General features: G+C 45.1%; 12 protein-coding genes. 4 read left to right on the top strand and 8 right to left on the bottom strand.

Going from position 1 to position 16,648, the window contains the following annotated elements; genetic code table 11:
• Positions 1–79 precede the first annotated feature (79 nt).
• A complete protein-coding gene (gene topA / locus JMX83_RS05590; protein WP_201599545.1) occupies positions 80–2,746 on the top strand; it encodes a type I DNA topoisomerase in 2,667 nt (888 codons plus the stop codon).
• 84 nt (positions 2,747–2,830) lie between these two features.
• On the opposite strand, the gene JMX83_RS05585 is transcribed toward topA, so the two are convergent.
• The 3 genes from JMX83_RS05585 to lon all read right to left on the bottom strand — a co-directional run bounded on the left by JMX83_RS05585 (position 2,831) and on the right by lon (position 7,456).
• Positions 2,831–3,388, bottom strand: coding sequence for a superoxide dismutase family protein (locus JMX83_RS05585; RefSeq protein ID WP_201599544.1), 558 nt, complete (start codon positions 3,386–3,388; stop codon positions 2,831–2,833).
• A 195-nt stretch (positions 3,389–3,583) separates the two neighbouring features.
• Positions 3,584–4,711: an META domain-containing protein gene (locus tag JMX83_RS05580; RefSeq protein ID WP_201599543.1), complete on the bottom strand. Its 1,128-nt coding sequence runs from the start codon at positions 4,709–4,711 to the stop codon at positions 3,584–3,586.
• A 144-nt stretch (positions 4,712–4,855) separates the two neighbouring features.
• Positions 4,856–7,456 carry an endopeptidase La gene (lon, locus tag JMX83_RS05575; protein ID WP_227675747.1) on the bottom strand — a complete coding sequence of 867 codons (2,601 nt, stop codon included), beginning with the start codon at positions 7,454–7,456 and terminating at the stop codon, positions 4,856–4,858.
• Positions 7,457–7,864: 408 nt separating this feature from the next.
• Here lon and JMX83_RS05570 point away from each other — a divergent pair, with 408 nt between their 5' ends.
• Positions 7,865–9,226, top strand: a complete 1,362-nt coding sequence (locus tag JMX83_RS05570) for a Na+/H+ antiporter family protein (protein WP_201599542.1) — start codon at positions 7,865–7,867, stop codon at positions 9,224–9,226.
• Between the two features lie 691 nt (positions 9,227–9,917).
• Here the strand turns inward: JMX83_RS05570 and JMX83_RS05565 are convergent.
• Both JMX83_RS05565 and JMX83_RS05560 read right to left on the bottom strand, forming a co-directional pair.
• On the bottom strand, positions 9,918–10,151 hold the full coding sequence (locus tag JMX83_RS05565; RefSeq protein WP_201599541.1) for a hypothetical protein: 234 nt from the start codon (positions 10,149–10,151) through the stop codon (positions 9,918–9,920).
• Complete coding sequence (locus JMX83_RS05560) at positions 10,151–10,816, bottom strand: 5-formyltetrahydrofolate cyclo-ligase (protein ID WP_227675746.1); 666 nt, start codon at positions 10,814–10,816, stop codon at positions 10,151–10,153. The genes JMX83_RS05565 and JMX83_RS05560 overlap by 1 nt, the downstream gene beginning before the upstream one ends.
• A 210-nt stretch (positions 10,817–11,026) precedes the next feature.
• Between JMX83_RS05560 and fumC the strand changes: the two genes are divergently transcribed.
• Positions 11,027–12,430 carry a class II fumarate hydratase gene (fumC, locus tag JMX83_RS05555; RefSeq protein WP_201599539.1) on the top strand — a complete coding sequence of 468 codons (1,404 nt, stop codon included), beginning with the start codon at positions 11,027–11,029 and terminating at the stop codon, positions 12,428–12,430.
• 362 nt (positions 12,431–12,792) lie between these two features.
• Positions 12,793–13,161, top strand: a complete 369-nt coding sequence (locus tag JMX83_RS05550; RefSeq protein ID WP_227675745.1) for a hypothetical protein — start codon at positions 12,793–12,795, stop codon at positions 13,159–13,161.
• 94 nt (positions 13,162–13,255) lie between these two features.
• Here the strand turns inward: JMX83_RS05550 and JMX83_RS05545 are convergent, their stop codons facing one another.
• From JMX83_RS05545 to JMX83_RS05535, 3 genes are all read right to left on the bottom strand, one after another.
• Positions 13,256–14,071, bottom strand: coding sequence for a MipA/OmpV family protein (locus tag JMX83_RS05545; protein WP_201599537.1), 816 nt, complete (start codon positions 14,069–14,071; stop codon positions 13,256–13,258).
• A gap of 134 nt (positions 14,072–14,205) precedes the next feature.
• Complete coding sequence (locus JMX83_RS05540) at positions 14,206–15,309, bottom strand: rhomboid family intramembrane serine protease (protein ID WP_201599536.1); 1,104 nt, start codon at positions 15,307–15,309, stop codon at positions 14,206–14,208.
• 106 nt (positions 15,310–15,415) lie between these two features.
• Positions 15,416–16,603: an alpha-hydroxy acid oxidase gene (locus JMX83_RS05535; RefSeq protein WP_201599535.1), complete on the bottom strand. Its 1,188-nt coding sequence runs from the start codon at positions 16,601–16,603 to the stop codon at positions 15,416–15,418.
• Positions 16,604–16,648: the final 45 nt, after the last annotated feature.

Genomic DNA, 16,648 nt, shown 5'->3' with positions numbered 1-16,648 from the left:
ATCCCTTTACTGCTGACTGTAATTTCACTTTTAGTTTACTTATATTTTTTAATTTACCTATATTATGGTGTCGTCGAATATGGCAAAAACCACAACCAAAAAAGCCGCAGCACCAGCTGCTGACAGCCCAAAGGGCAAGTCTTTGGTGATTGTAGAATCACCAGCCAAGGCAAAAACGATTAATAAATATCTTGGCGATGACTTTATCGTACGCTCAAGTATCGGTCACGTCCGTGATTTGCCGGTCAGTGCGAGCAAAAGCGCAAAGAAAGCAACGACCGCTAAAAAAGATGACAGTCTGACCAAAGAAGAAAAAGCACAGCAAGCACTGGTACGCCGTATGGGCGTAGATCCAGAGCATGATTGGGCGGCCGTCTATGAAGTACTGCCGAATAAGACCAAGGTCATCAAAGAGCTTAAAGCATTAGCCAAAGACGCTGACAAAATCTATCTGGCAACGGATATGGATAGAGAAGGGGAAGCGATCGCTTGGCATCTAAAAGAAGTCATCGGTGGGCCTGATAGCAAATACCAGCGTGTGGTCTTTAACGAGATTACCAAATCAGCCATCCAAAGCGCCTTTAAACAACCATCAAAGCTCGATATCGATCGTGTCAATGCTCAGCAAGCGCGCAGGTTCTTGGACCGTGTCGTTGGCTTTATGGTATCGCCGCTATTATGGCAAAAGATTGCTCGCGGACTATCAGCTGGCCGCGTACAGTCGGTCGCCATGCGTTTGGTTGTTGAGCGTGAGCATGAAATTCGCGCGTTCATTCCAGAAGAGTACTGGCAAATCCATGCAGACACGCACATTGATAATGGTAAAGCCAAAAAAGCCTCAGATGCGGAGCAAATCGGTATCCGTTTAGAGGCGACCAAGCAAGGCGGCAAAACGCTAAAGCTCGGCAATAAAGAGCAGACCGATAAAGTTTTAGAGATACTCAAAGCAAGCGATTTTATCGTCAAAGAGCGTGAAGAGAAACCAACGCAATCACGCCCAAGTGCGCCCTTTATTACTTCGACTTTGCAACAGGCCGCTAGTACGCGCTTAGGGTTCTCTGTTAAGAAAACCATGATTTTGGCGCAGCGTCTATACGAAGCGGGTCATATTACTTATATGCGTACCGACTCAACGTTCTTGTCGGGTGATGCTCTTGCTGCTGTTCGAGGTCATATCGAAGACAGCTATGGCGCAAAATACGTGCCAGAAAAGCCAAATTTCTATGGTAATAAACAAGGCGCACAAGAGGCGCATGAAGCGATTCGTCCCTCTAATGTCAATATGAAATCAACGCAGCTCAAAGGCGTGGAGCGTGATGCTATTCGCTTATACGAGCTAATCTGGCGTCAGTTTGTGGCATGTCAGATGTTGCCTGCCAAATATTTATCAGTGAACCTGTTTGTCGGTGCAAGCGATATCGAGCTAAAAGCACGCGGTCGCACCATGGTGTTTGATGGCTATACAAAAGTGATGCCACCAGCCAAGACTGACGATACCTTACTACCTGATGTCAAAAAAGGCGATAAGTTAAACTTAGACAAGCTTGATCCAAGTCAGCACTTTACTAAGCCTGCGCCTCGCTATACTGAAGCAAGCCTAGTCAAAGAGCTTGAGAAAAAAGGTATCGGTCGTCCATCGACTTATGCCTCAATTATCTCAACGATTCAAGATCGTGGTTATGTGAAGCTTGAGAATAAGCGACTGTTTGCCGAAAAAATGGGTGATATCGTCACCGATAGATTGACGGCCAGCTTCCCAGACTTGATGGATTATACCTTTACTGCTGCGCTTGAAGACAAGCTCGATCATGTGGCAGAAGGTGAGCAAGACTGGAAAGACGTGCTCGATAATTTCTATGGTGAGTTCAAAACCACCCTTGAGCATGCCAAAGGCAAAGATGGTATGCGTCCGAATGATCCAACCGATGTGCCAGATGTGCATTGCGATATTTGTGATCGTCCGATGCAGCTGCGTACTGGCTCAACAGGGGTATTCTTAGGCTGTACTGGCTACAACTTGCCACCAAAAGAACGCTGTAAAGGCACCAAAAATTTAATGCCAGTCGAAGCATTCGCAAATCTAGATGATGCAGAAGGTGATGATGAAGCGGCAGAAGTCAAAGATTTGATGGAGAAAAAACGCTGTCCGAAATGTGGCACCGCGATGAATGGTTATATCGTAGATGGTGGTCTCAAACTACACATTTGCGGTAACAACCCTGATTGCGATGGTTATATTCTAGAAGAAGGTAAATTTGAAGTACCGGGCTCAGATGCACCAACCATTGATTGCAATAAATGCGACGGGCAAATGGAGCTAAAGACAGGGCGCTTTGGCCCATACTTTGCTTGTCAAAACTGCGATAACACTCGTAAGGTACTCAAAACAGGCGAAGCAGCACCGCCGCGTATGGATCCAATCCATCTACCGGAGCTAAAGTCGACCAAACATGATGATTACTTTATTTTGCGTGAAGGCGCGGCTGGTATGTTCCTCGCGGCCTCTAAGTTTCCAAAGGTTAGAGAAACGCGTCCACCGAAACTCGCTGAGCTACGAGAAATTAAAGACAAGATGGAAGACAAGTTCCAGTATCTGTTTGCAGGACCCGATGAAGATCCTGAGGGTAACCCAACCATCTTGCGCTGGTCGCGTAAGAAAAAAGAGCAGTACATCGGCTCTGAAAAGAATGGTAAGGCCACACGTTGGGGTGTGTACTGGCGTAAAGGCGAGTGGGTAGAAGAGTAACAACTTTTCTATCGACCATAAAAAAACCTCTTAGATGCTAAGAGGTTTTTTTGTGCTATCAATAATAGCTAAGTGTAGACGCTATTAATTCTTTTCGATAATACCACAAGCAACGCGATCGCCTGATGCGCCTGAAGGCTGGCTAGTGTAATCATCTGCGCCTGCATGTACGATAAAGGCTAAGCGATTGACGCTATATTTACCAGCTTCATCAGCAGTGATTTTTTTGTTCACATAGTTGATGGTAGCGACACCATCTTCATTAGCTGTTAGGTTAGGCAGGTCGCCCGCATGGCCATTCATGTCATCTGGATTAGAGTGTGGTTTGTTGTCAGGGTTAAAGTGACCACCTGCCGCTTTACCCATGTCAGCACAGCTGCCTGTCTCATGAATATGCAGCGCCACTGTTTGGCCCGGCTGTAGATTCATCAGCTTACCATAGACCTGTACGCCGCCGTCGACAGGACGTAGAAACATCTGTCCGACTTCGTTCTTATCACCGCTGACTGCTTTAATAGTTGATTTCAAAGTAGGCTGAGACAAAGGGTTGCCTGTTTGCATTTGGCTTTCGACAGTTTGACAGCCAGTCATCGCTAACGCTGAACCACATAGTAGGGCACTTGCAAGCATTGTCTTATTCATTATTATCTCCAGTTGTTTTATTCGTTATTTAGAACGTGATTAAAGTCACAAATATCTGTATTTATTGTTCTGTTAAAGCTCGTATCGATATTCGTTAACATCACCGTCAGTATAGCCAAGCAAACCCTATAGTTATTCATCAAATGCGCAACAATCGGTTAATAAATGTAAGTAACGTATGGGTTTGAAAGTACATTAAAGCATTTTCTTTGGCTTATTTTTCCAAACCAACGTCTCGCCAGAATCTAGCGTTTGGGTGAGTAAGTAGTTTTGCTCTGACTGCTCTATAGTTGCCTTTGCCTTATTATCCGCGTGCATTAAGATCAGTCGACTCTTACTATGGGTCATCATACGTCCAAGCCGTGATTCAATATCATCAAGAGAATCGCCACAGCTCATCATAGTAGAAGGAAAGCTGCCAGTGAGTAAACTTTGATTGAAAGAGAGGGCGTAAGCTCCACCAACACCATTGCAGCCAACAGAAATACCAAAGCTTTGACCATATACACCTGACTGAAAGCCATTTTTTTCGTCATTTTCATCGCCACTATAGTTATTCAAACCATAGGAAAGCGTAATGGGCTTTTCTGTTTGCGTAAATTCGCTCATGACTGCGCCTGTTTGGTCCGTCACTTGTAACAGTTGCCAACGATAGCCCTCTAATAACTCATTGGTAAGCGGTATGCCAGTTATAGGATGTTCAGGCTTGGGCGTGCCCGAAAAGATTAGGGTTTTGTCCTTATCCGTCTTTAAAGCCAGCTGTTTTTCTAAGGTTTTGGTAGCACGTACTGACTGAGGCAGCGCGGGGGCAAATGTAAAATGCGTTCCTGCATAAGGCCCAAAAGTCGTGTTTAATATATGTGCTGTATCGCTAGGGATGAGTGTATTACCGCGCCAGTCTTGGGTCGTTGCTTGATATATTGTAGTGCAGTCAGCAGCCGTGATTGGTGATTTAGCTGTGTCTTGTAATGACGCATCTGTATAAGGATAAGGTAAGGGCAACCACATATTAAAGGACACGAGGTATCGGTAACAGCCATCATCGAAGGTTAATAGGTCTGGGCGAACATCCATAGTTAATGGTGGCTGAAGGTCGAGGCGTATGAGACTGCCTTTATCATCACTGACGTGGGTCAATTGCCAATCATATTTTGTGGCAGTTTGAAACAGTCTGGATTCGAGCGTGGTCGCTGACCAGTTTTTATCGTCAATGACGGTATTGGTTTGCGCTGAATGATTGAGGCTGTTGGTTTGGCAGCCTAGTAGGGCGAGAGGTAATAATGCGCTTATTATCGCTAAAGGCATCCGTAAATTATTTGACATTATAACTTTCCAAAAAATAAACATTTGTTTGAAATATATCATAGTATGTTAGCGAGATTGTTGTTTATTATTGCCAAAAAAAAGCCGCCCATCATCGTGATGAGCGGCTCTTATTTTTTAGGAATTTGACTAACGAATACGCAATTAGTTGTGTAGCGCTTTGCCTGCCGTTTTATCAACCGTCACTTTTGCAGGCTTAAGCGGCTTTGGCATATCTACCAGAGCAACCTTTAAAATCTCTTCAATCGTCGCAACTGGTTGAATGGTCAAGCCTTCTTTGACGTTATCAGGGATATCGGCCAAATCACGCTCATTGGTCGCTGGGATCAAGACATGCTTGATGCCACCACGATGCGCCGCAAGCAACTTCTCTTTAAGACCACCGATACGTAGGATTTTACCACGCAAGGTAATCTCACCTGTCATCGCGATATCTGGACGAATGGCAATACCCGTCAATGCAGATACAAGTGCTGTCGTCAGTGCGCCACCAGCAGAGGGGCCGTCTTTTGGCGTCGCGCCTTCTGGCATATGGACATGAATATCTGTGGTTTTGATCGTCTCATAGTCAATACCTAAGCTATCACCGCGAGCACGAACCACACTCATCGCCGCACGAATCGATTCTTTCATCACATCGCCGAGTGAACCAGTAAAGCTCAGCTCACCTTTACCTTTCATACCGACCGCTTCAATGGTCAACAGCTCACCACCGACCTGTGTCCACGCAAGACCGGTGATACGACCAATCTCAGGCTCTTCTTCAGCCAGACCGTAGTCATACTGATGCACACCTAGATAGTCATCGATATTTTTGTCATCGACGGTCACTAGCTGACGTTCCGCTTTTTTCGGAGCGCGGGCGCCATGGTTTTCAACCGAACCGCGAACCACCTTACGGCAGATTTTATTGACTTCACGTTCAAGGTTACGCACACCCGCTTCACGGGTATAGCTACGCACGATACTGTGTAGTGCCGCTTCAACAATCTCAATCTCGCCTTCTTTGAGACCGTTATTCTTAATGGCTTTTGGCACGAGGTACTTCTGTGCGATATTGACCTTTTCTTCTTCGGTATAACCCGGCAAGCGAATGACTTCCATACGATCAAGTAGCGCAGGCGGAATATCCATGCTGTTAGCCGTACAGATGAACATCACTTGCGACAAGTCTAAGTCCATATCTAAATAATGGTCGTTAAAGGTATCGTTCTGTGAAGGGTCCAATACTTCGAGCAATGCTGATGCTGGATCACCGCGGAAGTCTTGCGCCATCTTATCGATTTCATCTAATAAGAATAATGGGTTTTTCACTTCTACTTTCGCAAGCGATTGCACGATTTTGCCTGGCATCGCACCGATATAGGTACGGCGATGACCACGAATTTCTGCTTCATCACGTACGCCGCCAAGCGCCATACGCACAAACTTACGACCCGTTGCACGGGCAATCGATTCACCCAGTGAGGTTTTACCCACACCTGGAGGACCGACGAGACAAAGAATCGGGCCACGTAGTTTTTTCACGCGTGATTGTACGGCGAGATATTCTAAGATGCGGTCTTTCACATCTTTTAGACCGTAATGATCTTCGTCAAGTGTGGTTTTGGCTTTGTCTAAATTGATCGAGACTTTAGTCGTCGCATTCCACGGTGTGTCCAAAATCCATTCAATATAATTGCGCACGACTGACGATTCGCTTGATGCAGGCGGCATCATTTTGAGCTTTTTAAACTCTTGCTCAGCTTTTTTGCGCACATCGTCTGGCAGGTCAGCATCTTCGAGACGCTGCTCTAGCTCAGCCACATCATCTTCACCATCGAACGCGCCGTCATTCATATCTGACAGCTCATTTTTGATGGCTTTCATCTTCTCATTCAAGAAGTATTCGCGCTGATTGTCTTCCATTTGCTGACGAACGGCATCTTGGATATCTTGTTCGATATTTTGCTCAGCACTTTGCTTGACCAGATATTCCGTCAAGGTGTTGATGTGCGTTTTGACATCGTTTTCTTCTAAGAACGACTGCTTGATATCAAGGTCCATCGAGACGCGAGTTGAGATAAAGTACACAAGCTCAAGCAAATCATCGATACGCTTCGCCACGCGGGTCAGCTCACGGGCATTACGCAGACGCGCATCCGCATAGCCTTCAAACAGGGTGGTCAACGCCTGAATGGTGTTTTTTTGCTGGCTCTCATCCATGGTGACATCAAGATCAGCACGCTCAAATCTCGCCATCAATAAGTCATCATGACTTTCGATGTTATCGACACGGGCGCGATATTGACCTTCGATGAGTACTTTGATGCAGTTCTCATCGCTATCGTGCGGCATGGTGCTGACGATGCGGCACACCGTACCGTATTGATACAAGTTGTCTTGATCAATATCTTCGGTCAATGAGTCTTTTTGCGCGACGACCAGTACTTTGTTGCCATACTCAGCCTGTGCCAGCTCAACGGCTTTCACCGATGGCGCACGTCCCACAAACAAGGCGATCTGCATGTGTGGATAAACGACGACGTCTCGCAATGCCAAGAGTGGCAAATAGCTTTCGTCTTGGTTGTCGTTTACGTCTTTGTTATTAGAGTCAGTATTATCAAGATCAGTGTTTTTGACATCAGTTGACGCTGTCTCTAGCGCATCATTAGACGAGGTATCTGCCTCGTTATTTTCTGCAGTAGGCGTTGAAACGTCGACATCAATGTCGATATTGTCTTGGGTTATTTTATGTTCACTCATATATTTTTCCTCTTTCCCCAGACTTGTAAAGTCAAGTTCGTGGTTCATGTCTAGATAAATGGTGTCCACAGATAAAATTGCAAGGCTCATTGATAAAGTCACATGCTTATCTTTGTTAAATAGTTGTCTGGGTACATAGTCATTAACAATGTGATTGGCTTATAAGTGACAAGACAGACAGCAGATATAGAGGGCTTAAAAAATGTGAGTGATACTTGAACGCTGTGGATGTCTGCTTGGTTCTATACGTAGGCTTTATATCCAAAATAAGGTAAACTGGCGCGCGTCTAAAAACGCGTCTGAGAAACGAGCCGACATTAAGACGTTTTAGACAGCACAGCGATATTCATCAGTGTCAATATTCATCGGTCTCAATGGGACCAAGCTATAAAGAGCAAGGGGCAACACATGGCCATCAATGCGGTACTGCTGGCAGTTATCATTATGCTAGGACTGTCACTTTCGCGAGTGCACGTGGTGCTCAGTCTATTAATCGGGGCGCTGGCAGGTGGATTGTTAGCAGGTCTGGGTATTACCGACACGTTAAATGCTTTTCAAGAAGGCATCCGTAATGGGGCGGAAATTGCGCTATCGTATGCACTGCTTGGTGCTTTTGCAGTAGCGATTGCGCATTCGGGCTTGCCGCAATCGTTGGCAGGGACAGTGATTAGACGCATTGATGCCGCTGGTACGAGTGGGATGATTAAGTACATGCTGTTTGCAGGTCTTATCACCATGAGCTGCTTTAGCCAAAACCTAATCCCTATTCATATTGCCTTTATTCCTCTGCTTGTGCCGCCATTATTATTGGCGTTTAACCGCATGCAGATTGATAGACGCTTAATTGTTTGTCTGATTACTTTTGGACTGGTCACCACCTATATGTTTATTCCTTATGGGTTCGGTGATATTTACCTCAATCAGATTATGCTAAAAAACGTCGGCGAAGCGGGTATCGATGTTGGCAATATCTCTGTGGTAAAAGCCATGGCGATTCCTGCGCTTGGCATGCTACTTGGTCTGCTGGTCGCGGTATTTATAAGCTACCGTAAGCCACGTGCGTATCAGCAGATTGCGATAGATCAGCAAGCGCATGATGCCGTCGTAGAAGGCGATGCATTAAGCAAAACCGCCGCTGGCGCACAGTCGCAAAGCAAGCTGAAGACGCTGGTTGCACTGGCTGCTATCGTGACGGCTTTCGTTGTGCAGCTATATACTGATTCGCTACTCTTAGGCTCAATGTTTGGCTTTGGTGTCTTTATGGCGACGGGCGTGGTGAAATGGCGTGATGCTGATGGTGTCTTTAATGACGGTATCAAGCTGATGGCGATGATTGGTTTTATTATGATTACCGCGCAGGGCTTTGCTGAAGTCATGAAAGCCACTGAGCAGATTCAGCCACTCGTTGATGGGGCGGCGTCACTGTTCGGTGGTAACAAAGCGATGGCTGCCTTTATTATGCTATTGATCGGTTTGATTGTGACCATGGGTATCGGTTCGTCATTCTCGACCATTCCTATTTTGGCTGCGATTTATGTGCCACTATGTATCTCTTTAGGGTTTTCGCCATTGGCTACTGTGGCGATTATCGGTACGGCTGGCGCGCTGGGTGATGCGGGTTCGCCTGCGTCAGATTCGACATTGGGGCCAACCTCTGGTCTCAACATCGATGGACAGCATGATCATATCAAAGACAGTGTGGTGCCGACCTTCTTACATTACAACATTCCACTACTGGCCTTTGGTTGGATTGCGGCGATGGTGTTGTAAGTGATTTGGTCAGCCCTTTAACTCAATCCAAGTACCCAACAAAAAAGACGCTTATCGGTAAGCGTCTTTTTTTTGCATTAGTTATAGGATTGTTAGAATAATTAAATTAGACGGTTATCTTAAGTACCGATATCTTGCTTTATACTTTCTATATTTTTGCGCAACAGGTATACGAAAAACAGTGTAATGAATGGGTCATAAACACGATCTAGCCTCAAATCACCGTTGATGTATTCAATAGTGGCCAACGCAAACAAAGATAGTAGAATCAAAGAAAAGCATTGAGATATAGGGATCAAAAAATGTAGAAAAGATGTGCTGCTAGAAGACTTTATATGATGCATTTCAATGTGAGTGCTAAGCGCGAAGGTATAAAATGCTGCAAGCGCTAGCAAAAAGGTTCTTAGTTCAGCAAAATCAAAGCCGTTGTAATCATAAATATAAGCCGCAGGCGTGGCCAGTAGTAATAGCACAAACAGATAAAAACAAACTTGTAGCGAAGCGGGCGACATAAACTCTTTTTTTACTTTGTCCACGATCAACGACCTATACTGTAATGATAATTATTTGCGATAAGTATAGTTTATAGGTTATATAGAAACAATAGTTTGGCAATAAAAAGAAAACGTCGATCAAATCAAACTAACATATAACCGCGTTTATTCAAATTGTGCTCTATCATTTATAGATGTTATTCATCAAAACCCCCAATCTCACTATTCAAACTACTCAAAAATGCATCACTTTGCGTGAGCAACTCGTTTAAGCGTTCTTCATTGACGAGCCGTGTCATCTCATCAGCGCTAAACGGTTGCTCTTGACTGTAGTAACGCAGCTCTCTAGCGTCCTCATTGCCTAATGTTTGTAAATATTCATCCACATTGTCAGCGCTGGAGCCTTTTTTAGATTGTTTATTATTCGTCATCAAAACCACCTTATGCCGCTTGGTGTAATTAAGCCATCTAATGGCACATCCCACGGTTGATGCACTAATTGCTCAACCAATTGAAAATCATAGCACCAGCCAATCTTTAATGGCCTTGAAGCCCCTGAGCGATAGCTTTTGCCAAGCGTTGTATCATAAAAGCCGCCACCCATGCCCATACGGTTACCGTGTTCATCTACCGCGACTAACGGACAAATAATTATGTCTAGTTCTGACGCCCATAGTAGAGCGCGGCTATGATTTTGTTTCATGCCAAGCTGATGAACATGAGTAGGAATATTGAGCAGTTTTGAATGATAAACAGGCACAAAGCGCAATCGTTTATCATCACTGCCATTACTAGTACGACCGAGAGAACCAACAACTGGTAAATAAGGTAAATAGCCTAAGCGCTTACACCAGTCCAATAGTGGCTGAGTGGGTAATTCACCAAAGCCGTCATAATATAACCCAATACGCGCATTTGCTGGCAAGCGCTGTTGTAGTTTGCTCAAATGCAAGCTGGCTGCTTGCGCTAAATTTCTACGGGCACCGTCGCTTAACTGACGACGCTGGCGAGTAAAGTGCCGTCTAGGTAGGTTACTTAGTATGTGTTCTTGTGAGTTAAGAGTTTTTGACTCAGTGAGTATTTTTTCAGAGTGCATAGATATCTTATCCAATGAAGTATCAGATTGGTGGTGACAGACGTTTTTAGACATTCGTTTTTAGGCATTGACCAAGGCGATTTGTGAATATTCAACGCGTCCTAGTCATGCTATCATAACGCCACTTTATATCGTATTCTCCTTTATGTGCAGCAGATGTTGCATTTTTTAGAGCAGTCATAAAACAACAAACCAGTAAAGAGGGTAGTTATGTCGACACAGAATCAGGCAACTCGTACCGAAAAAGACACCATGGGTAACGTAGAAGTCCCAGCTGATGCTTATTGGGGCGCGCAAACTCAGCGTAGCCGCGAAAACTTCAAAATCGGTGGCGAGACTTTGCCGCGTCCAATGATTGAAGCGATGGCACTGGTCAAAAAAGCCGCTGCGATTACCAACGCAAGCCTAGAGCGTATCGAAGGCGATAAGCGTGATCTCATCGTACAAGCCGCTGACGAAATCATCAATGGTGGTCTGGTCGATCAGTTCCCATTGGTCGTATGGCAGACAGGTTCTGGCACCCAGTCAAACATGAACATGAACGAAGTGCTGGCCAACCGTGCTAACGAAATCGCTGGTTCTGAGCGTGGCAGCTATACGCCGATTCACCCAAATGACCATGTGAACCATGCACAGTCTACCAACGATAGCTTCCCAACAGCGATTCGTGTGGCTGCTGCGCGTCAGATCAACAGCTTATTGATTCCAGCGGTCCAAGCATTGCGCGATACCCTTGATAAAAAAGCGAAAGAATTCGATAGCATCGTAAAAATTGGTCGTACGCATTTGCAAGACGCCACGCCTTTGACGCTAGGCCAAGAGTTCAGCGGCTATGTGAGCCAACTTGACCATTCACTGACTCGTATCGACAACGCGTTACAAGGCCTATATGAATTACCACTAGGCGGCACCGCGGTTGGTACTGGTCTAAACGCCCATCCTGACTATGCCGTAAAAGCAGCTGAGCAACTAGCGACTTTGACTGGCTTGCCATTCGTTACGTCACCAAACAAATTCGAAGCATTAGCCGCTCGTGATGCCGAAGTATTTGCGTCAGGCGCACTAAAAACACTAGCCGCTAGTTTAAACAAAATCGCGAACGACGTACGTTGGTTAGCATCAGGTCCTCGTTGTGGTCTTGGTGAATTGACGATTCCTGAAAATGAGCCAGGCTCTTCTATCATGCCGGGTAAAGTAAACCCAACTCAGTCAGAGGCAATGACGATGGTTGTCGCTCAAGTCATGGGTAACGACACGACAATCAGCATGGCTGGTGCCTCAGGTAACTTTGAGTTAAACGTGTATAAGCCAGTTATCGCGTTTAACTTATTGCAATCTATCAAGCTGCTTGGCGATGCTTGCAACAGCTTCAACGAAAACTGTGCCGTTGGTATCGAGCCAGTAAAAGACAAAATTGATGATTTCTTGCACAACTCATTGATGCTAGTAACGTCATTGAACCGTCATGTTGGCTATGAAAACGCAGCGAAAATCGCTAAGACGGCTTATAAAGAAAACAAGACTTTGAAGCAAGTGGCGGTCGAGCTAGAGCTGCTAACTGAAGCGCAGTTTGATGAGTGGGTCATTCCTGCTGATATGGTACATCCTAAGTAAGCAGTAGACCAAGTAATGACCTGCTACGGCGTCAGATTCGCTTAATGTACGATAAGTACAATTTGCCCTCGTCTTTCTGGTAGCAGCATCATATTTGCCCCACTGAGAATTTAGAAATAAAAAGACCTTGTCACTTCTTTATGAGAATGTGGCAAGGTCTTTTTTTTGCTTTCTGATTTGGCTAGGTTCTTTTATTCATCCAAACCAGTAGGATGCCATAGCAGTTAGAGCTATATTAGACCCCTTTATTTTTAAGCGAATATCAAATGATAGTAAATCTACGTGACTATATAAAGCAATTCACCACGTCTCAACAATTTGGATTTTATATAATATTTTCTTTGATTTATCTAGGTTTGTTTATGAAAATTTGGGGATATCGCTTGATAGCCGACAAGCTAGCGGAAGATCCAAGTAATTTCAAACAAGGCTGTATGTATTATGAAAGTACGTTTATTGATAAAAAAATAAATATGAAGATTTTGACTGTATCTATAGATGGCTATAAAGATAAACATATTGCAATCTTTGCGAGAAGTTTTCGTCGAAATCATAATTGGGAAAGTGCGACATACAAGGGGTTTGTTGATTATATAGAAGCACATCGACGAGACTGCCATCCTGTAGAATATATAGAATTTCCTTTACTGATAGGACGCGAGATTTATATCTATAATTATTTAGGTGATTTTGGTAACACCGTCAGTCCCTCCAATATTACCAAGGACTGATACTATGACGATTGTTAAAAATAGAGTGTTAAATAAAAAAGACCTTGCCACATCACGCGGTAAGGTCTTTTTTGTATCAAACTTCTAGTCTGAATTAGAACTTATAAAGCAAACCAAGCGTTGTCGCTGCTTCCGTACGTGAGTCTACCATTGGGCTATCATATTGCTCATTGGGTACATAGCTCACGCTTTGATTGGCAAATCCTGCCCATTTATCATTAAAGTCGTAGTTGGCACTAACGCTGACATACGGATTCAAGCTTGAGTTAGATTTATAAGCGGCAACGCCTGTTTCCGCTGACTCTTCTTCACTGACGCCATAGTAGTATTCATTGTAGGCCGCGTCATGATACTCAAAGCCGATGCTTGGATAGACCGTCAGCTTGTTTCTCGTGATCTTGGCAAGGTAAGTTAAGCGACCAGTATTACCGCCACTTTCGTCCAACACATCGGTCGCAAACTGACCACGAAACGCACCGATAGGCGTGCGACGCTGATAGCTGATACCTGCTTCTGCGGATAGTTTGCGCTCATCGAGACCTTGCAGGGCACCATTAGCATCATCAGGATCAAACGAATTCCCTGCGAGCTGCGCGTAAGCAGACAGCTGATTGACACCATCATTGATCAAATACGCACCCGCTTGAGCACCGCGCGCATAGATCCTATTATTATCATAAAAAATGCCCGGCAGCACACGCATTTCAGTGCTGTCTTCGAGATCATAGGCGGATTTTACCGCCATGACATTGACTCCAACGCTTAATTCGGCGTCTTTGTCAGTCGGTAGGTTTTTATTAAGAAAAGGGATGGCACTAGACATGCTAGACACACTGAGTAATGCCGTAGCGGTTAACGTGCTCAGCATGGCTCGCGTAGAAAAGTGAGGTTGCGCTGCAAGTTTTAACATAATTGGGTCTCGTGGGTGAGTAGAAATAACGGGGTAGTAAGGTCAGGTAAAAAACGAGCAAAGAGCGAATAAGTAGTCTAAATGAATAGGCGGTTACTGGAAACTATTTAGCAATGATAGATAAATACGCGCATTTACTCAATGGCTTTTAGCACTTGTAGGATTTGCTGATGAATATCTTGCCACCACCAGACAAAGCCAATACTAATAATCAGCATCGCAAGCCACGGTAATAATTGCCAAATAAACGAAGGTTTAATAGGGTGTTTAGACTCGACTGTGCTGTGAGTTGTATTGTCCTTTAAAGCTAAATTTACAGCAGTAACTCTTTCCATATCACTGCCGTGCATATCTGGCATAATCACATCACGGTTGTCTAACCTAGAGTCATTGTTATCCAATTCAGCATTTTGCTTGATTGAATCAGTATTGAGGGAAAATGATTGATCGATAGGACTACTGCCATAACGGTCTGAATTATCGAGTGGCTCATTATACTGCCTATTATATTGCCTATTATATTGATCGCTGCCTTGGTCACCGTAGTGATAGGTAGTTTGATAAGGGTGGACTCGCTGCGGTTGCTCAATAGCGGCATTGTGCATAGCGACCGCGAGACGCTGACGATAACCAATCGCAAAAGCCAAAGCAATGACGAGTCCTGTGATCGCGCCGCCGATATGACCAGCATTATCGATACCCGGTACGGCAAAGCCATACACCAAGTTGATCGCCATGATGATGATCAAGCTCTTGAGATTGAGCACCATGCCATTGACCGATATCTTAAACAGGGCGGCAATCAATAATGCTGCGCCAATCCCCATGATACCACCAGAAGCACCCGCTGATAGTCCGGGTTGTCCTGTTCCTTCTATGATACTTTGCCATGTGACATAGTTATTGAGCAAATTGCCACCGATGGCTGCCAGTAAAAACAAGGCCAAAAACTTGGCTGAGCCAAACATCGGCTCGGCAATCTGCCCAAAGAAATACATGGCAAAGCCATTAAATAGTAGATGCATGAGACCAATGTGCAAAAACGCACTACTGGCCAAGCGCCATGGATCATCCATCATCGTTAAGGGTAAGGCGTTGGCACCCCATTTAACTAACGCTTCAGTTGACGGGTTATTGGCATCGACGCCCGTGACTAGCTGCATGACAAATAGCCCAATAAAGCTGGCTAATAGCAGGGTAGTGACGGGCGCTGTTTTTAATAATTGTCGAATGGTCATAAAGGCTAACTGTCATCAAAATGTTATAGATACAGTATAAAGGGTATGAGCAAATTATGTTATGTATAGCCAGTTTTAAACGTCGATTGCTCTACAATCAGCCGCTCTAAAAACGACCCACTTTGAGGTTCTCATATGTACCTTTTACTAAGATATTATCCGTGACGGTATTGATATCGGTATGACCACAGAATGCCATGGATATATCACACTCTTTATAGATGATTTCAAGCGCGCGGCGCACCCCATCTTCACCGTAGGCTCCTAATCCGTAGAGAAAAGAGCGACCAATCATCGTGCCTTTTGCGCCCAATGCGATAGCTTTTAAGACATCTTGACCAGAGCGAACGCCACTGTCTAGCCACACCTCGATATCGCTGTTTTCGGCTTGTACTGCCTGTACGATATCCGATAGAGCAGAGATGGAAGACAACGCGCCATCCAATTGACGCCCACCATGGTTTGAGACGACTAGGGCATCTGCGCCACTGCGAGCAGCCATGATCGCATCTTCAGGCTCCATGATGCCTTTTATAATAAGTTTACCGCCCCACATGTCTTTGATACGCGCGACATCGTCCCAGCTCAAACGTGGGTCAAATTGCTCGGCAGTCCAAGCAGAGAGTGAGGACAGATCCTCTACATTTTGTGCATGACCGACGATATTGCCAAACGTGCGACGTTTGGTGCCTAGCATGTTCATACACCATTGCGGCTTGGTCATGAGGTTGACGATATTGGCTAGAGTAGGCTTAGGCGGCGCTGATAGACCGTTTTTGATGTCTTTGTGGCGTTGTCCGAGCACTTGTAAGTCTGCTGTGAGAATTAGCGCTGAGCAGTTGGCTTCTTTGGCACGGCGAATGAGGTTGGCCATAAAATCTTGATCGCGCATCACATAGAGCTGAAACCAGAACGGCTTACTGGTATGCGTGGCGACATCCTCGATAGAGCAGATGCTCATGGTCGATAGTGAAAAGGGCACGCCGAATTTTTCAGCGGCGCGTGCGGCATGTATCTCACCATCTGCCCACATCATGCCGGTAAACCCCGTTGGGGCGATGGCTACAGGCATCTTGACTGGCTCACCGATCATACTCGTTGCCAGACTGCGGTTATCCATATCGACCAATACGCGCTGGCGCAGCTTGATACGGTCAAAGTCAGTCTCGTTATTACGATAGGTGGTCTCAGTCCACGAGCCTGAATCGACATAGTCATAGAACATACGCGGCACTTTGCGCTCAGCGACACGGCGCAGATCTTCGATTTCGGTGATTTTAGTTAAGTCTTTCATAGGTTTATCTCTTATTGCTGTTATGTTTTAACTAGAAGGCAACCT

It is taken from the genome of Psychrobacter piscatorii, from assembly GCF_904846415.1.
Classification (GTDB): Bacteria; Pseudomonadota; Gammaproteobacteria; order Pseudomonadales; family Moraxellaceae; genus Psychrobacter; species Psychrobacter piscatorii.
This window is presented reverse-complemented; position numbering and strand designations above follow the sequence as displayed.